This is a genomic window from Pseudarthrobacter sp. AG30, assembly GCF_003116525.1.
Lineage (GTDB): Bacteria > Actinomycetota > Actinomycetes > Actinomycetales > Micrococcaceae > Arthrobacter.
Genome location: NZ_QEHL01000009.1, coordinates 16,431 through 33,964 on the forward strand (window position 1 = coordinate 16,431; position 17,534 = coordinate 33,964).

Annotated in this window: 16 protein-coding genes; 6 read left to right on the forward strand and 10 right to left on the reverse strand. The window is 66.0% G+C overall.

Translation table 11 applies throughout. From position 1 onward, the window contains the following. Positions 1–2,319, reverse strand: coding sequence for a transglycosylase domain-containing protein (locus tag DC347_RS09085; RefSeq protein ID WP_109045148.1), 2,319 nt, complete (start codon positions 2,317–2,319; stop codon positions 1–3). Between the two features lie 37 nt (positions 2,320–2,356). Here DC347_RS09085 and DC347_RS09090 point away from each other — a divergent pair, with 37 nt between their 5' ends. Genes DC347_RS09090 through DC347_RS09100 form a run of 3 tightly spaced genes read left to right on the forward strand, consistent with a single transcriptional unit; the run spans position 2,357 to position 3,974 of the window. After that, positions 2,357–2,512, forward strand: a complete 156-nt coding sequence (locus tag DC347_RS09090) for a DUF4177 domain-containing protein (RefSeq protein ID WP_009359196.1) — start codon at positions 2,357–2,359, stop codon at positions 2,510–2,512. A gap of 1 nt (position 2,513) precedes the next feature. Then, positions 2,514–3,047, forward strand: coding sequence for a RidA family protein (locus DC347_RS09095; RefSeq protein WP_109045149.1), 534 nt, complete (start codon positions 2,514–2,516; stop codon positions 3,045–3,047). Between the two features lie 15 nt (positions 3,048–3,062). Continuing rightward, the gene (locus tag DC347_RS09100; protein WP_109045150.1) at positions 3,063–3,974 is read left to right on the forward strand and encodes an NUDIX hydrolase; all 912 of its coding nucleotides are present in this window, start codon (positions 3,063–3,065) and stop codon (positions 3,972–3,974) included. 96 nt (positions 3,975–4,070) lie between these two features. Here DC347_RS09100 and DC347_RS09105 read toward each other — a convergent pair whose 3' ends face one another. Further along, positions 4,071–4,748, reverse strand: a complete 678-nt coding sequence (locus DC347_RS09105) for a Crp/Fnr family transcriptional regulator (protein ID WP_013602309.1) — start codon at positions 4,746–4,748, stop codon at positions 4,071–4,073. A 196-nt stretch (positions 4,749–4,944) separates the two neighbouring features. Between DC347_RS09105 and DC347_RS09110 the strand changes: the two genes are divergently transcribed. After that, positions 4,945–6,129: a MarP family serine protease gene (locus tag DC347_RS09110; protein WP_109045151.1), complete on the forward strand. Its 1,185-nt coding sequence runs from the start codon at positions 4,945–4,947 to the stop codon at positions 6,127–6,129. 40 nt (positions 6,130–6,169) lie between these two features. Here DC347_RS09110 and aroQ read toward each other — a convergent pair whose 3' ends face one another. From aroQ to DC347_RS09135, 5 genes are all read right to left on the reverse strand, one after another. Continuing rightward, entirely contained in the window at positions 6,170–6,634 is a 465-nt protein-coding gene (gene aroQ, locus DC347_RS09115; protein WP_018761856.1) for a type II 3-dehydroquinate dehydratase, read from the reverse strand. Between the two features lie 82 nt (positions 6,635–6,716). After that, entirely contained in the window at positions 6,717–8,906 is a 2,190-nt protein-coding gene (locus DC347_RS09120) for an alpha-galactosidase (RefSeq protein WP_109045152.1), read from the reverse strand. 151 nt (positions 8,907–9,057) lie between these two features. After that, positions 9,058–10,398: a sugar ABC transporter substrate-binding protein gene (locus DC347_RS09125; protein WP_109045153.1), complete on the reverse strand. Its 1,341-nt coding sequence runs from the start codon at positions 10,396–10,398 to the stop codon at positions 9,058–9,060. Positions 10,399–10,480: 82 nt separating this feature from the next. Continuing rightward, a complete protein-coding gene (locus tag DC347_RS09130) occupies positions 10,481–11,404 on the reverse strand; it encodes a carbohydrate ABC transporter permease (RefSeq protein WP_109045154.1) in 924 nt (307 codons plus the stop codon). 10 nt (positions 11,405–11,414) lie between these two features. After that, the gene (locus DC347_RS09135) at positions 11,415–12,347 is read right to left on the reverse strand and encodes a carbohydrate ABC transporter permease (protein ID WP_109045372.1); all 933 of its coding nucleotides are present in this window, start codon (positions 12,345–12,347) and stop codon (positions 11,415–11,417) included. A gap of 182 nt (positions 12,348–12,529) precedes the next feature. Here DC347_RS09135 and DC347_RS09140 point away from each other — a divergent pair, with 182 nt between their 5' ends. Both DC347_RS09140 and DC347_RS09145 read left to right on the forward strand, forming a co-directional pair. Beyond that, a complete protein-coding gene (locus DC347_RS09140; protein WP_109045155.1) occupies positions 12,530–13,732 on the forward strand; it encodes a Gfo/Idh/MocA family protein in 1,203 nt (400 codons plus the stop codon). Positions 13,733–13,746: 14 nt separating this feature from the next. Then, entirely contained in the window at positions 13,747–14,766 is a 1,020-nt protein-coding gene (locus DC347_RS09145; RefSeq protein WP_109045373.1) for a LacI family DNA-binding transcriptional regulator, read from the forward strand. 3 nt (positions 14,767–14,769) lie between these two features. Here DC347_RS09145 and DC347_RS09150 read toward each other — a convergent pair whose 3' ends face one another. From DC347_RS09150 to DC347_RS09160, 3 genes are read right to left on the reverse strand one after another with little or no spacing between them, the layout of a single operon-like run. Beyond that, positions 14,770–15,561, reverse strand: a complete 792-nt coding sequence (locus tag DC347_RS09150) for a DeoR/GlpR family DNA-binding transcription regulator (RefSeq protein WP_018761849.1) — start codon at positions 15,559–15,561, stop codon at positions 14,770–14,772. A gap of 55 nt (positions 15,562–15,616) precedes the next feature. After that, positions 15,617–16,531 carry a carbohydrate ABC transporter permease gene (locus DC347_RS09155; protein ID WP_109045156.1) on the reverse strand — a complete coding sequence of 305 codons (915 nt, stop codon included), beginning with the start codon at positions 16,529–16,531 and terminating at the stop codon, positions 15,617–15,619. Then, positions 16,528–17,502 carry a carbohydrate ABC transporter permease gene (locus tag DC347_RS09160; protein ID WP_109045157.1) on the reverse strand — a complete coding sequence of 325 codons (975 nt, stop codon included), beginning with the start codon at positions 17,500–17,502 and terminating at the stop codon, positions 16,528–16,530. The genes DC347_RS09155 and DC347_RS09160 overlap by 4 nt, the downstream gene beginning before the upstream one ends. Positions 17,503–17,534 lie beyond the last annotated feature (32 nt).

Sequence of the window (17,534 nt, forward strand, 5' to 3'; positions counted from 1 at the left end):
TTAGCCGTTTCCCTTGCCATTGCCGTTTCCGTTGCTGCTCGGCGCCGGGGCCGGGGCCGGGGCTTGGGTGGCGGGCGCCTGGGTTGCAGGGGCTTGGGTGGCCTGCTGGCCGTTCTGGGCAGGAGCGGAGTTGGTGGTGGTCCCGTTGACCATGTTGCTCGGCGGTGCCGGGAACGGGTTGGTGCCGTAGCCTGGCGCGACCTTGGTCATGAAGTTCGAGAACATGGGTCCGGCGACCATGTAACCGTCAATGCCCTGGTAGAACTTTCCGTTGACGGTGATGTTCTGGCCGGCACGGCCCTGGTCGCCCAGCGGGTCACCGAACCAGGCAGCCGTAGCCAAACCGGTGGTGTGGCCAACAACCCAGGTGGAGCCGTTGTTGTTCGAGGTACCGGTCTTGGCGCCGATCGGGAAACTGGTCTTGGTGGACAGGCGCGGCTGGATCAGCGAGCCCGAACCCCTGTTCATGACTTCCTGAAGCGCGTAGTTCACGCCGCGGGCAACCTCTGGCTTGATGGCGTCGCGGCAGCTGCTGGACTGGGCCGGGAGCTGCTTGCCGGTGGCGTCGGTCACCGAGGTGATGGCAATGGGCTCGCAGTACTTGCCGTCGTTCGCAAATGTGGCGAACGCGCTGGCCATGGTGAGCGGCGACGTCTGGGTGGAGCCCAGCAGATTGCCCAGGGTCATCATGTTGATCTTGGGGTGCGGCTCGCTGCCATCAGCCGAGGGCAGGCCGCTGTGCAGTCCAACGGCATCGGCGATCTTTTGGATGCCGCAGAAGTCCAGCTGCGCCGCGGACGCGAACGTCACGGTGTTGATGGAGTTGTAAAGGCCCTCAAGGACGGTCAGCGGCTTGTACCACTGTGGCTCGGCATTCTGGAGGTCATCAGTAGCGTCCAGGCCTGCATTCTTCTGCGCCGTGCTGTACGCACCCTGGACCTTCCCGCACGTGTTCTTCCACGGGTAACCAATGGGGTAGACACGCTGGGCTGCATTGACCACGGTATTCATGGTCTTGCCCTCGTTGAGCCACTCCGCGAAGGTGAACGGCTTCATGGTGGAACCCGGTTGGAACCCGCCGACGCCGTTGAGGTCGTTCCCGTCCTTGTCCAGCTTGTCCACGTTGAAGTTCAACTGTGAATTGAAGCCGCCCGCGCCGGCCAGGAACGAGGTGTTCTGGGCCATGGAGATGATCTTGCCGGTGCCGGGCTGTACCGAGACCATGGACGCGCCCCATTTATCCGGGTTGGCGCCGGCCGCGGCGTCGGCCTGCTCCTGGGCGGTGGCCTGGGCTTTGGGGTCCAGGGTGGTGGTGATGGTCAGGCCGCCGCCGTAGATGAGCCGCTGGCGGTCCTTGACGTCTGCACCGTAGGCCGGGTTGTTCTCCAGCAGGTGCAGGATGTAGTTGCAGAAGTACGGAGCGGTGGCCGCGTAGGCGCATCCTTGCTTGGGCTGGGTGACCTTCGGTTCAACCGGGGTGGCCACCGCTGCCTGGTATTCGTCCGCGGTGATCTTGCCCTGGTCCTTCATCAGGCCCAGCACCAGGTCCCGGCGCTGCTTGGACTTCTCCGGATTGGTGATGGGGTCGAACATGGACGGGCTGTTCACCAGGCCCGCCAGGAGTGCCGCCTGCGGGAGGGTCAGGTCCTTGGCGGTGGTGCTGAAGAAGTACCGGGAGGCGGCCTCGATGCCGTATGCGTCCCGGTTGAAGAACACGATGTTCAGGTAGCCCTCAAGGATCTGGTCCTTGGTGAACTCCTTCTCCAGGGCGATGGAGAGCTTCATTTCCCGGAGCTTGTCGCCAACGCCTTTGTTGACGCCGTTGAGCTTGATCTGGTCTTCTTCGCCGGCAGCGGCGAGGTTCGCATTGAGCACGTTGTTGACGTACTGCTGCGTGATGGTGGACGCGCCCTGCTTGTTGCCGCGGGCGGTGGCGACCAGCGCGCGAAGGATGCCGGTGGTGTCCACGCCGCCATGCTCGTAGAAGCGGCTGTCCTCCACGGCAATGATGGCGTTCTTCATGTTCGGCGAAATTTGGTCCAGCGGAACCTTGGTGCGGTTCTCCGTATAGACGCTGGCGATCTCGCTGCCGTCGGCGGCCAGGATGCGGGTGGTCTGGCTGGGCGGGTCAACCTTCAGTTCCGCAGGGAGGGAGTCGAAGAAGTTGATGGAACCGCTTGCCGCGCTGCCCGAGACGGCAGCGGCGGGAACCAGAAGGCCCGCCACCAGGACACCGCAAATCGCGCTCACACCGAGGAAAAGAAGGATCTTACCCAGTGTGGTGGCAGTGTCGAATAAGGGGTTGTTGCGAGTCGCCATGTTTTCCACTTTACCGGCAAGGGCTACGCTTTCTCTCATGACCAAATGGGAGTACGCGACGATTCCGCTCATTATTCACGCCACCAAGCAGATCCTGGACCAGTGGGGGGAGGACGGCTGGGAGCTTGTCCAAGTGGTTCCCGGACCCGACGGCAACGGGCTTGTCGCCTACCTCAAGAGGGAGAAGCAGTAGCATGAGCACCCCCGCAGAAGCCCGTTCCGGCGCCGCGACGGCGCCGGCATCCGCCGTCGAGCAGCGCCTCGCGGAACTTGGCATCACGCTCCCGGAAGTCGCCGCTCCCGTGGCGTCCTACGTCCCCGCCATCGTCTCCGGCAACCACGTGTACACCTCCGGCCAGCTGCCGTTCATTAACGGCAAGCTCGAAGCTACCGGCAAGGTGTCCGCCGGCACCGAAGGGTTCGCCGACGAGCCCACGGTGTCCCCCGAAGACGCCCAGAAGTATGCCGCCGTGTGTGCCGTGAACGCCCTGGCCGCGGTCAAGAGCGTCATCGGCGACCTGGACCGCATCACCCGCATCGTCAAGGTGGTCGGATTTGTCTCCTCCGACCCGTCGTTCACGGGCCAGCCCGCCGTTATCAACGGCGCCTCTGAGCTGCTGGGCCGTGTCCTCGGCGACGCCGGGCAGCACGCACGTTCCGCCGTCGGCGTTGCCGTTCTTCCGCTCGACTCTCCCGTGGAAGTCGAACTGATCGCCGAATTCAGCTAGGACCGGTCACTTCCCTTGCCTCACCTCGCACGACGCCTTTTTGCACTTCCCCAGGACCTTGAAGGGGCGGCTCAAAGCTGGCTCGAACCCGGCGAACGGACTCCCCGGGCCGCGCGCTACGCCTCTTCCGTGGTCCTCCTGCGTGATTCCCCCACCGGCCTGGAGACCTGGCTGGGTTACCGGCCCGGCTCCTCGCCGCTGGGCGTCCTCGCCTTCCCCGGCGGTTCCCTCGACCCGGCCGACGACGACGCCATGGGCTGGCTTGGCCCCTCGCCGCAGCATTGGGCCGAGCAGATGGGAACGGCCGACGTGGGGCTGGCGCGGCGCCACGTGGTGGGCGCCATCCGGGAACTCTTCGAAGAGACCGGCATCCTGCTGGCCGGTCCGGACATGTCCAACACCGTGGAAGCCACATCCTCGTCCGAGTGGATGCGTGCCCGCATCGCGGTCGCGGACCAGGAAAAGACGCTGGCCCAGGTCCTGGGCAAGCGTGGCCTCTCGCTGCGTACGGACCTGCTCAAATCCCTGGTCAACTGGCGCAGCCCGGATTTTGCGCACCGCCGGTTCGATACCCGCTACTTTGCCGCCACCGTCCCGTTGGGCCAGGAACCCTCGCTGCTTGAGGGCAAGGGCGTCTGGGGCAGGTGGGTCAACGCGGCCCAGGTGGTGCAGGAAAGGAATACCACCGCACTCGGCGACGAGGCCGGTCAGGAGAACACCGTGGGCCGGCCCTTGGGCGAGCTGCTGGTCCCCGGCTCAGAGATCATGATCGAAAAGATGGCGGCCGCCAACGGCTGCATCGCCTACCTGAGCTACAAGCGCAAACCCCACGTGTACCAGCCGGTCCTGGTGGAGGAAGACGGCAAGCTGATGCTTGAGGTCGAGGCCGCCAAGACCGTGGCAGGGGACCACCAGCGCGAACGCTGACGCCAGGCGGTTGAGCCTGTCGAAGCCTGGGACTCGGCCGGTATTGTTTCCGGGCACGAAAAAGGCCGCCCCTCGGGGCGGCCTTTTTCGTGTGTCCTAGCGGGAGCGCTGGCGGAGGCGCTGCATGTCCAGGATGACCACGGCGCGGGCCTCGAGGCGGAGCCAGCCGCGCTGGACGAACTCGGCGAGGGCCTTGTTGACGGTTTCGCGGGACGCGCCCACCAGCTGGGCCAGTTCCTCCTGGGTCAGCTCGTGTGCCACCAGGACGCCATCGGTCGCCGGCCGGCCGAAGCGGTCTGCCAGGTCCAGCAGGGCCTTGGCCACGCGGCCCGGGACGTCCGAGAAGACGAGGTCGGACAGGGAGTCGTTGGTGCGGCGCAGCCGGCGGGCCAGGGCCTGCAGCAGCTGGGCGGAAACCTCGGGGCGGGTCCGGAGCAGGGTGTTCAGGCTCTCGTTCTTGAGCCCGGCCAGCCGGGTTTCCGATACCGCGGTGGCGGTGGCGGTGCGGGGGCTCGGGTCGAAGAGGGCCATCTCGCCGAAGAGTTCGCCCGGGCCGAGGATGGCGAGGAGGGATTCCCGGCCGTCCGGGGACGTGCGGCCGAGTTTCACCTTGCCGGAGACGATGAAGTAGAGCTGGTCACCCTGGTCGCCCTCGCGGAACACGGATGCGCCGCGGGAAAGGTCCACCTCGGTGAGCTCGTCCGTCAGCAGACGGAATGCGTCGTCGTCGAGCGTGGCGAAAAGGGGTGCTCGGCGCAGTACCTCGATGTCCATGAAATCTCCTGAGTAAAAGTATCGGCTGTGGCGCTTGAGCCATTGTTTCAGAATTTTCAAGGTTCTGTGACGAACTTGGCAGCAGAAACGCCCGTGAACAACCGGATCCGGGTCAATGGGAGGGCGTTGAAGCCCACAGAAGTTTGTCAGTGTCCGCCACTAGAATGGGGGTTCAACTGTTTAATAAGGAGCCTTTGTGGTCGGCTTGACTGTCCTGGACCTCGTCCTGATCCTGGCGCTGCTGTCATACCTGGTTTACGGCCTCCGCAATGGTTTCCTGGTCACGGTCGGCGGCCTGGCCGGTTTCGCGGCCGGCGCCGTCGCGGCGTTCTTCGCCGTCCCCCTGGTCAGCACCTTCGTTCCGGACTCCGGATGGAGGCTGACCGCCATCATTGCTGCCGCCGTCGTCCTCATGGCCCTGGGCCACGGGCTGGGCACCATGGTGGGCCGGCAAATCCGCGGCGCCATGCGGATCCGGCCGCTGCGTGCCGTGGACCGGTTGGTGGGCGGGGCCCTGAACCTGGTGGTGTCCGCGCTGGTGATGTCCATGCTGGCTTTCAGCGTCAGCTCCCTGGGCGTGCCGGTCGTGTCGCAGCAATTGGCTGAATCCAAGGTGATCCGGTTCATCGACGGGCTCACGCCCACCCCGGTCAAGGCGACCATGGCGGAGCTGCGGTCCACGGTGATCGGCAACGGGATCCCCACGTTGTTCGAAGGGCTGGACCAGGGCCAGCCGGTCCAGGTGCCCAACGCGAGCACCAACACTCCGGCCTTGAACCAGGCCGCCCAGTCGGTCCTGAGGATCGCCGGCACGGCCTATGAATGCGGCCAGAACCAGACCGGCACCGGGTTCGTGGTGTCCCAGGGCCGCGTGGTCACCAACGCACACGTTGTGGCGGGCGTGTCGCAGCCCGTCGTGGAGATGCCCGACGGCGGCGCGATGCCGGGGCGCGTGGTCTACTTCGACACCAAGCGGGACCTGGCCGTCCTGGCGGTTGACAACCTGCCGTCCCAGCCGCTGCCGCTGAGCCGCGACCTGCCCGGCGGCAGCCAGGCTGCCTTCGCCGGGTACCCCCACGGCGGCCCGTTCCAGTCCAAGCCGGCCACGGTGCAGGACATCGCCACCGTGCTGGTGCCGGACATTTACGGAAACAACCCGTCGCCGGAAGACATCTACCGCCTGGCGGGGGACGTGCAGCCGGGGAACTCGGGCGGCCCGCTGCTGACCACTGACGGCCAGGTGGCCGGGGTGATCTTTGCCAAGGCAACTTCGGACGCGGAAGTGGGATTCGCCATCACCATGAGCGACCTGAACCCCGTAGCCCAGGAGGCGCCCACACTGTCCGCGCCCGTCTCCTCCGGGCAGTGCATCCAGAAGTAGGGCTGCCGGAAGCCGGGCCGCTCAGAACCAGGGCTGCCGGCTACAGGACCTCGGCCAGGTAGTCGATGGCGAGTTTGTAGCCGAATACGCCGGCGCCTACGATCACCGCGGCGCATACCGGGGACAGGTACGAGTGGTGCCGGAACTCCTCCCGCTGGTGCACGTTGGTGATGTGCACCTCGACGGCGGGCAGCTGCACGGCAGCCAGGGCGTCACGGAGCGCCACGGACGTGTGCGTGAAGGCGCCGGCATTGAGGACAATTCCTGCGGCGGCGCCCCGGGCCGCGTGGATGGCATCCAGCAGGACACCCTCATGGTTGGACTGCACGCACTCCACCGCGAAGCCGTGCTTGGCGGCGGCGGAGGCTGCCAACTGCTCCACGTCCGCGAGGGTTGAGGTGCCGTACTTCTCCGGCTCACGGGTGCCCAGCAGGTTCAGGTTGGGGCCGTTGATAACGAGGATGGTGCCGCGGCCGGCTTCGACGGTGGAGGAGGCTTCAGTCATGCCTGCAAATCTATCGGTTGGTGCTGCCCGCCGCGCATTCTTACGTTGGTAGCGGCGGCGGGCAGCGGGCCCATAGCAGCCGCTAGAGGGCCGTGACCTTGAACAGCAACGCGTGCTCCGGGTTCAACATGGGCATGGGCAGCCCCACTTCGGCGAGGAACCGTCCGTTGGCAACCGCGCCGCCTGCAAGCCAGGCCGGGGGCTGGACCTGGGTGAAGGTGTGGGCGTAGTCGGCGTCCACCGGTGTGGGGAAGACGGCCTCCACCCGGTAGCTGCGCTCCCCGTCCAAACCGGGAACGCCCATCCTGCCGGGGGTCTCGGACGCCGAGGTGCGCATGCCCACGACGGCGAACAGCGCCGCCGTCGCGCCTTCAACGGGTGCGGGAGCCACCACGCCGTACAACTGGAACGCGTCATCGGCGAGGTCTGCGTGGACCGGCAGCCCGCTGTGGATCAGGTCCCGGTGTTCCTTGTACAGCCCCACCAGGCGCCGCAACTCTTCCCGCTCCTTGCCCTGGACGCCCCGGACATCCCATTCCATCCCAAAGTGGCCGAACAAGGCAGTAATGGCCCGGAACGAGAGATCGTGGGTCCGGGCGGTGGTGTGCGAGGTGGTGGGCCCGATGTGGCTGCCCACCAGCTCGGGCGGGACCACCAGGCCGGTCCAGCGCTGGATGGTCTGCCGCTCCAGCGCGTCATTGCAGTCCGAGGCCCAGATACGGTCGGTCCGCCCCAGGATGCCCAGGTCCACGCGGGCGCCACCGGACGAGCAACTCTCGATTTCGACGCCGGGGTGGGCCTTGCGGAGTTCATCGAACAGCCGGTACGCAGCAAGGGTCTGCTCGTGGACGGAGGGCCGGCCCGCATGGCCGTGTTCCACGAGGTCGCGGTTCTGGTCCCATTTCAGGTAGCTGATGTTGTTGCCGGACAGGAGCGCGGAGATCCGGTCGAACACGTAGTGCCAGGCCTCCGGGTTCACCAGGTCGATGACGTGCTGGTTGCGCCACTCCAGGGGCAGCCGACCGCCGTCCTTGTGCGCCGCGGCGGAAGGACCCACGATCCAGTCCGGATGTGCACGGGCAACGTCCGAATCCAAGTTGACCATCTCCGGCTCCACCCACAGGCCGAACTCCATGCCACGGGAGGTGACGGCGTCGATCAGCGGGGCCAGGCCGTCCGGCCACACCGTCTCGTCGACGTACCAGTCGCCCAGCCCGGCGTGGTCGTCGCGGCGCCCGCGGAACCAGCCGTCGTCGAGCACGAAGCGCTCCACGCCAAGGTCCGCCGCGGAATCAGCCAGCTCGACCAGCGTGTCCAGGTTGTGGTCGAAATACACTGCCTCCCAGGTGTTCAGCACCACCGGGCGCGGCTTTCCGGCCGGCAGCCCTGTGGAGGCGGCCGGCAGCACATGGTGCGGCCGGGAACGGAACCAGCTGTAGAACGCCTCGCTGATGCCGTCCAGGCCGTGGGCGGAGTAGGCGGCGAACAGGGCCGGCGTGGTGTACCCGGCACCCGGTTCGAGGATGACCTCGGCCGGCCCCAGCAGCTCCGAGCCGCCGATCACGGTCCGGCCATCGCCGATGGTGTCCGCGAACTGTTCGTGGTTGCCGCTCCAGGCCAGATGGGTCGCCCACACCTTGCCGTGCCGGTTGCCGAAGCCCTCGGTGCCTGCGGCGAAGATCAGTGACGAGTCGTGCCCGGTGCGGCCGTGCCGGCCGGTCCGGACCCAGGTGCCCTGCTGGATGCGCTGCCGTTGCGGGTGGCGTTCCCGGCACCAGCGGCCGGTGAGGTCCAGGAGTTCGACGGCGTCGGGGGCCACCGGGAGGACGGTTGCCAGCTCGTCCACCTGGAACGGGGTGGTGCCGTCATTGGTGACGGTGTGGCGCAGTTCCAGCAGGCCGCCGTCGTGCAGCGTGAGGGAGGTGGAGACGCTGATGCCGGCGTCGGCGTCGGCCTGGCCGATCGTGGCGGTGCGGCCCTCGGCATTGGCGGACGTGACGCGGAGGCGGGTGGAAAAGTCGAAGCCGGAGCCGTCGCCGGTGATGCGGTGCCCGCGCAGGGCGGGGCGGCCGCGCCACGAGGAGGACGCCTGGGGGAGCAGGGCGGACGGTACGCGCGCGTCGACCGAAGAGGGACCGATGGGTCCGGCCAGGAAGCCCAGGTCCGGCAGCTCCGCGCCCAGGTCCGCGCCCCAATGGATGACCTCGGCCTCCCCGCTGTCGAAGCTGATCAGCAGGCTGGTGCCGGCGGAACGGAGGTACAGGGGATCCATAGGAGGTCTCTTTCAGTGTTCAGCGTTGCGTCTTAAGTTACGCACAGGAGGGAAATCCGGAAAGGGGTGGCCGGGCGCCGCCGCCGCGAGGAGGAGGACGGCGGCGCCCGGGCCAGTGGCTGCGACCACATACGCAGCCACGTTGGAGGGGTTACTTGAACAGGGCGTTGACCTGGTCGTTGGCCTGGGTGAGGGAGCTGGCCTTGGCCTTGCCGGATACCACGGCGTCCATGGCCGGCTTCATGATGCCGTCAACCTTGGCGGCGTTGTCCGCGATCGGGTAGAGGAACGTGGTGCCGTCCTTGACCTGCTGGCTGAACGGGGTCACGTCAACGCCCTTGGCCTTGAACGCTTCCACTGCCTTGTCGGCGGAGGTCTTGATGGCGGGGAAGACAACGGCTTTGGCAGCCACCACGTCCTGGCAGGCTGCGGAGCCCAGGTATTCCACCCACTTGATGGCGGCCTCCGGCTTCTTGGTGCCGGCGTAGATGGAGTCCGCCAGGCCGTTGTACATGCTGGCGCGCTTGCCGTCGACTCCCGTGGGCGTCGGGGCGATGCCCACCTTGACGTCCTTGTAGCCGGTGTACTGGCCGATCATCCACGAACCGTTGGCATTGATGACGGACTTGCCGGCGGCAAAGGTGTCCGCCATGCTGGCGCCCACCGTGGTTTCAAGTTTCGGCATGTAGCCCTTGTCCACCAGCCCGGCGAACCAGTCGATGCTTTCCTGGAACTTGGGGTCGTCGTAGTTGAAGTGCTTGCCCCACGGGTTCTTGTCCGTGTGCGTCCAGCCGGTGGTTCCGGTCAGGTAGCTCCACTCGGTCTGGCCCTGGCCCGAGCCGGAGCCGTTGAGCCCGAGCCCGTAGACGGCCACGTTGTTCTTGTCGAAGCCGGCTTCGTCGCCGCGCTTGCCGTTCTTGTCCACGGTCAGGTGGGCGATCGTCTTTTCGTACGTGCCGCCGTCCTGGGGGTTCCAGCTCAGGTTGGCCATCTGTTCGGGGGTGACGCCGGCGTCGGCCGCGAGCTTGGTGTTGTAGAACAGGGCGATGGTGTCCCAGTCCTTGGGCAGGCCGTACCGCTTGCCGTCCTGGCCAACCCAGAGGTCCGCGAGCCCGGAGTTGTAGATGCCGGTATCGATGTTGTCCTTCTTGACGGCGTCATCAAGGGCGAGCAGTTGCTTGTTCTTGATGAATTCCGGGTACTTGCCCAGGTGGTCGGTGAAGACGTCCGGGGCGGTGCCCGCCACGAAGCCGTTGGTGAGGGTGCCCCAGTAGTCGTCCCAGCCGCGCTGGGTGACCTTGACGGTGATGTCCGGGTTGGCCTTGTGGAAGTCGTCGGCGCACTGCTTGTACGCCGGGAGCTGGTTGGCGTCCCACAGCCAGTAGTTGATTTCGCCCTTGCCGGCTTCGGCGGATCCGCCGCCTCCGCAGGCTGACAGCGCCAGGACAGCGGCCGCTGCTGCGGCGAGGGAGGTGAGTGCTTTCTTTTTCATGGGTGTTCCTTTCACAGTGCTTCCGGGCAGGCCGCCATGGCCCGGCGCCGGGATGGGACGGGTGGGTTACGCGGAAAGGCGGTTACTTGATGCCGGAGAAGCCGATGGAGTTGACGATTTTCTTGCCGAACGCGGCGAACAGGATCAGGACCGGCAGGGCGGAGACCAGGGTGGCTGCCATCAGCCCGGACCAGTCGGGCGCGCCCTGCGGCGACTGGGATTTGAAGACGCCCAGGCCCACCGTGAGGACGCGGACGGATTCGTCCTGGCCCACCAGCAGCGGCCAGAAGTACTCGTTCCACTGGCCGATGAAGGTGAGCAGGGCAAGCGTGGCGATGGGGGCTGCGGCGTTGGGCAGGATGATCTGGAAGAAGATCCGAAGGTGCTTGGCGCCGTCGAGCATGGCCGCTTCCTCCACCTCGCGGGACATGTTCAGGAAGAACTGCCGCAGGAAGAAGATGGCGAACGGGGTCATGAAGATGTAGGGGAGTACCAGGCCCGCCAGGGTGTTGAGCAGGCCCAGGTTCTTGATGAGCAGGAAGTTGGGCAGTGCAGTGAAGATGGGCGGCACCATCATGGTGGCCAGGAAGAGGCTGAACACCAGGTTCCGTCCCCGCCACCGCAGCCGGGCGAACGCGTAGGCGGCCATGGCGCTGAAGAACACGGCCCCGGTAGTAGTGATGGAGGCGAAGAGCACGGAGTTGCGGAGGTAGCTCCAGAAGTCGATCTGGGCGCCGGATCCGCCTTCGGCGACAGCTTCCTCGGGCGATTGCAGGCCGAAGACCCGTTTGAAGGCGCCCAGGTTGAAGTCGGCCGGGAGCAGGTTGGTGGCGTTGCCGGCAAGGGATCCGTTGGTGGACAGCGCCGTCCGCAGGATCCAGTAGAACGGGAGGATTGAGACGGCGACTGCGAGGGCAACGAGGGCCCAGGCGGCGGCGCGGCGCCAGTTGAACGGACGACGGCGGGCGGCGGGCCGGGTAGGGGCGGAAACTTTTGCGGTGGTCATGGAAGTGTCCTTAGTCCAGGTCTGATTCGTTGCCCTTGAGGAACTTCATCTGGATGAAGGCCACCAGGGCGAGGATGACGAAGAGGATGACTGCCAGGGCGGAGCCGTATCCGAAGTCCGATTCCGTGAAGGCCTTTTGGTAGATGTAGAACTGCAGCACCCGGCTGGCGTTGACCGGGCCGCCCATGGTGGTCACGGCCACGGTGTCGAAGACCTGGAAGGAGCCGATGACGGTGACGATCAGGACCAGGACCAGGACGGGACGCAGCAGCGGCACCGTGATTTTGCGGAACGTCTGCCACGGGGAGGCGCCATCCAGGTTGGCCACCTCGTAGACATGGTGGGGGATGGACTGCAGGCCGGCGAAGAGCAGCAGCGCTGTGTAGCCCATGTGCCGCCATGTGTTGATGAGCGCCTGGGTGGGGATGGCCCATTCCTCGCTGCCGAAAAACGCCACTTTGGGCAGGCCGATGGATTCGATGAGGTAGTTGACGATGCCGATCTGGTAGTCCAGGAGCCAGAACCACAGGAGGGCGGCGATCACGTTGGCCATCAGGTAGGGCAGCAGGAGTGCGCCGCGGATCCAGGTTGACTTGGCCACCCGGTGCATCAGCAGGGCCAGTCCCAGGGCCAGTGCGGTCTGCAGGACGATGTTGATCAGGACGTACTGCGAGGTGACCGCCAGGGCGTTCCAGAACAGGGGATCTTTGGCGATTGCCTGGTAGTTGGCGGTGCCGATCCACGTGGGGTCCCCGAGGATGCTGTATTCGGTGAAGCTGAGGTAGATGCCGCGAAGCGTCGGCACCAGGTAAAAGACGAGAAATCCGATCATGGCGGGAGCGATGAAGAACAGCGCGATCTTCAGGTCACTTTGTCCCCGGCGCTTCAGCGGCCGGTGCACTGCGTGCTCTGCCGGGCTGGCGTTCCTGGTAAGGGTGGTCATCATCGACCCTTTCCTGATTGTGATGGAAGTAACAGGCTGCGAGACAATCTACACGAGTAGATATGAGGGTGGCAAGAGGTTAATTTCCGCCTAACTTCATGGAGTTTTGTCCGATTTACGGATATTGACTCGAGTAGAAAGTGATGTAAGACTCAGGTACCTCCCTGATGAAAGGCATGACAATGACGTTCTCGATCGGCATCGTGGGCGCGGGCCAGTTCGGCTCCCAGTTCGCGCACCTGTTCAACCTGCACCCCGGTGTCCACGCCGTCTACGTGGCCGATGAGCGCCCGGAACGTGCGGCCGAGGCCGTCGAACGGTACAACCTGGCGGGGCAGGAAGCGGACTTCGACGCCGTGCTGGCCTCCGACGTCGACGCCGTTGCCATCTTCACCCAGCGCTGGACCCACGGCCCCCTGGTGGAACGGGCGCTCCGCGCCGGCAAGCACGTCTACTCAGCCGTTCCCATGGCAGTCTCGGAAGCGGAAATCGCCCGCATCATCGACGCCGTCCGGGAAACCGGAAACGTCTACATGATGGGTGAAACCAGCTACTACAACCCCGCCACTGTCTATGCCCGCGAGCAGCACGCTGCCGGCAAATTCGGCAGGGTCTTCTACTCCGAGGGCGACTACGTCCACGACATGGACCTGGGGTTCTACGACGCCTACCAGTACAGCGGCGGCGAGCGGTGGAAAGAAACCGCCAGCTACCCGCCCATGCTCTACCCCACGCACGCGATCGGCGGCGTACTCGGGGCCCTTCCGGCACATGCCGTCAGCGTCAGCTGCGTCGGGGTCAGGGACCAGCGGAACGACGGCGTCTTCGACAAGGACGTCAGCATGTTCGGCAACGACCTTTCCAACGCCACCGCGCTCTTCGAACTGAACGACGGCGGCGCCATGCGCACCAACGAAATGCGCCGGGTGGGCTACCCCTCCCACATCCGCGAATCCAGGTTCCGGTTCTTCGGCACCGAGGCCAGCTTCGAACAGCTCGCCAAGGTCACCGTCTGGCAGGACAAACAAGACGTCCACGACATCTCCGAAGAGATGGAAACCCGGCCCAGCATTCCGCTGGACGATCCGTCGCTGGCCAACGTCGCCCCCGAACTCCGGGACGCCTTCGTGTCGGGACTCGCCCCGGTGCACGACGCAACACGGCTGCCCGCGGAGTTCCACGGCGCACCCAACGGGCATGAGGGCAGCCACCATTTCCTGGTGGACGACTTCGTCACCGCGGTGAACAACCGCTCGCTGCCGCCCGTTAATGCCTGGGTTGCCGCCCGGTTCACGCTTCCCGGGATCGTGGCCCACGAATCGGCACGGCAAAACGGCGCGCGGCTGCCCATCCGTGACTTCGGCGACGCGCCCGCCACCTGGTAGCTAGCATGTACTCCATGACCACTTCGGCTGTGCCGTCCCCGCGCGGGCCGGTGACGCGCAAGGATGTTGCCCGGTTCGCGGGCGTCAGCACCGCCGTCGTCAGCTACGTGGTCAACGGAGGTCCCAAGAAGGTGGCCCCCGCCACCGAAGCCAAAGTCCAGGACGCCATCCGCGTCCTCGGCTACCGGCCCAATGCCGCTGCCAGGGCGCTCAAGCTGGGGTCCAGCGAGACGCTGGGGCTCATTGTCCCGGATATCGCCAACCCCTTCTTCTCGTTGTTCTCCCACGCGGTGGAGGACGCGGCCGCCGCCCTTGGCTATGCCCTGGTCCTGAGCAACTCGGACGGGAACCTGGCCAAGGAGCGGCGGAACGTCCGCAACCTCGCCGCCCGGCAGGTGGACGGGGTGCTGCTCGCCAGCGTCCTCTTCGAACCGGACCTTGAAGTCCTGGAGACCGCGGACATCCCGGCGGTGCTGTTGAACCAGGAGCGCGATGCGCCCGGGTTCAACAGCGTCGGCGTGGATCTGGCAACAGGAGCCAGGATCGCGGTGGAACACCTTATCGGCCATGGGCACACCAATATCGGGCTGGCGATGGGCACCAACGTCTCCGGCTCCACCGACGGCCGCGAACTGGGCTGGCGCGAGGCGCTCCAGGAGGCAGGCCTGCCGGAAGGCCCCATCGCCTACAGCGCCTTCACCAGGCCGGGCGGGTATACCGCCGGGCAGCGGCTGCTGGCATCGGTGAACCGGCCCACCGCCATCTTTGCCACGTCCGACATGCAGGGCATCGGACTCCTCCGCGCCATCCACGAGGCGGGCCTCTCGGTTCCGGGCGACATCGCCATCGCGTCCTTTGACGGATCGGCGGACTCGGAATACTCCTGGCCGCCGCTGACCACCGTGGAGCAGCCGGTGGTGGCCATGGCCGAAGCCGCCGTCGGGGCGCTGCTGGAAGCCGGCCGCGGCGGGAAACCGCGGCACCGGATCTTCCCCACTACGCTGCGCATCCGCCAGTCCTGCGGCTGCCCGTAGGAGCTAGGCCGGCGCAGCGATCCGCAGCCGGCTGACGCTCTCCTGCAGGATCCGGCGGGCATCCGCGCTGAGGCCGGCATCACTGATGACCTCGTCAGCTTCCTCCAGCGCGGCGATGGTGCTCATGCCCTGCGTACCCCACTTGGTGTGGTCCGCCACCACCACCAGCTTCCGGGACGCCGCCACGAAGGCCCGGTCGGTCTCCGCCTCCAGGAGGTTGGGAGTGGTGAATCCTGCTTCCGGATCCATGCCGTGCACGCCCAAAAACAGCAAGTCCAGATGCAGCTGTTTCAGTGCCGCGGTGGCAATCGGCCCCACCAGGGCGTCCGACGGCGTGCGCTCGCCCCCGATCAGGATCACGGTTGAACCGTAGCGGGCAGCCCCGGAAGCGGCCCCGTGGTGGAACAGGTCCGCAATGCGCACGGAGTTGGTCACCACCGTGATCCGTGGCCCCTTGGCCAGTTCCTGGGCCAGCGCCCAGGTGGTGGTGCCGGCGCTGAGGCCCACCGCCATGCCCTCATGCACCATCCGCGCGGCCTCGGCCGCAATGGCGCGCTTCTCGGCCGGCAGCTGGGTCGACTTCAGTTCAAAGCCGGGCTCATGGGTGGTTGCACCGCCGGGGAGCTTGGCACCGCCGTGGATCCGCTCCACCCGGCCGCCCTCCTCCAGCAGCTCGATGTCCCGCCGGACCGTCATGAGCGAGACACCCAGTTGGTGGGCGAGGTCTGACACACGGACCACCCGCTCCCGCTGGACGGCGTCCACGATGGCCTGGTGACGTGCTGCGGGAAGCATAGAGTTCCTTTCGGGCGGCTAAGGGAGCGGTGTCCCGTTCACGTTCCATCTTTGCCTACCCCTTGCTGGAACCAAGAGTCAGCCCCGCCACAAACTGCCGCTGCAGGAGCAGGTAGATGATCAGGGTGGGGATGACGGTGATGACCGCACCAGCCGCCAGGAGGTTGTAGTTGTTCAGGAACTGGCCCTGGAGGTTGTTGATGGCGGTGGTGATGGGGAGGCGGTTGCCGCTTTGGATGAAGAGCAGGGGCCAGAAGTAGTCGTTGTAGATGAAGATGACTTCCAGCGTGCCCAGGGCGGCGAACGCCGGCCGGCACAGGGGCAGGATGATTTCCCTGTACTGCCGCCAGATGCCCGCCCCGTCCACCAGCGCCGCTTCGGTCAGGTCTGCGGACAGCGCCTTCATGTAGTTGGACAGCACGAACGTGCAGAACCCCATCTGGAAGGCCGTGTCCACGGCGATCACGATGATGTAGGTGTTGAGCATGTTCCCGGAATCGCTGAACGAGTAGGGCACCGTAAGGTGCTTGGCCATCTCGAACAGGGGCGCGGCGAGGACCTGCGGGGGAAGGAGGTTGCCTGCGGTGAACATGATCAGCAGGGTGATGTTGAACTTCCAGCTGACCCGGCTCACGGCGAAGGCCATAAGCGAGGCGAGGAACAGGGTGAGCAGTACGGCCGGGACCGTGATGATCACCGAATTCCAGAAGTAGGTGGAAAACCCGCCCTGCGTCCAGGCCTGGATGAAATTGTCGAAGTTGAACGCGCCGGCCAGGCTGAAGTACCCATACTGGTTGGTGGAGGCCACCGGCCTGAGCGCGGTGAAGACGGACCAGCCAAGCGGGACCAGCCACATGATGGCCATGATGGTCAGGAAGATGTGGGTCCCGTAGTGCCGCTTGGGGCGGCTCCCTGACCGGGTTCCGGCATCTGCGGGAACCGGCCGGGGCCGGGCTGCAACATTGCTCATGCTCTGTTCTCCTTGCCAAAGGTGCGGCTGAGGTAGAAAACGATGGGGACAAGGGAAATCACCAGCAGGACCACGGCCAGCGCGGAGCCCACGCCGATCACCTGGCCTTCGCCCACGAGGTTCTGGATGACCAGCGCGCTGAGCATTTCCAGGCCGTTGGTGCCGCGGTTGATCACGTACACCACGTCGAAGGCGCGGAGGGACTCGATGATGGTGATGACCACGATGACGATGTTGATCGGCCGCATGGCCGGGAAGACCACGCGGAAGAAGGTTTGCGTGGCGGAGGCGCCGTCGATGGCTGCCGCTTCCTTCAGGCTGGGGTCCACGCCCTTGAGGCCGGCCAGGTAGAGCAGCATGACGTAGCCGGCATGGCGCCAGGTTGCGGCGATCATGGCGGCCCAGATGTTGACGGACGAATCGCCGAACCAGTCCACAGCCTGCGGCGTCCCCGCCGTTCCCAGGATGAAGTTCAGCAGGCCGTTGTCACGCTGGTAGAACAGTTGCCAGATGATGCCGATCAGGGCGAGGGACAGCATGACCGGGGCGAAGAAGATGCTCTGGTAGATCTTGCTGCCGCGGATGTTCTGGTCCAGGAGTACGGCCAGCAGCAGGCCCAGCGGGGTGGCGATGAGGGCCAGGAACAGCAACCACAGCATGTTGTGCTGCACCGCGGGCCAGAACGGCGGGTAGTCCCGTGTGATGAACTGGTAGTTGTCGGTGCCGGCCGGGCGGAGGTCGGCCAGGTCCAGGCCGTTCCAGCGGGTGAAGCTCAGCCCGACGGACATCAGCATGGGCAGCCAGACCAGCATCAGTTCAATCAGGGTGGGAATCCCCACCATCAGGGCCAGGACCAGCTTGTCCCGGCTGGACAGGCGGCGTACCCGGCCGCGCCCGGGCCGCCGCTTCGCGGGCGCTCCGGCCGGGTCCCTGGACTCCGGCGGAATCAATTCTTGTGCGGTGCTGCTCATGGGATTCTTCCCCTTGCTTGGTCCGGATGCAG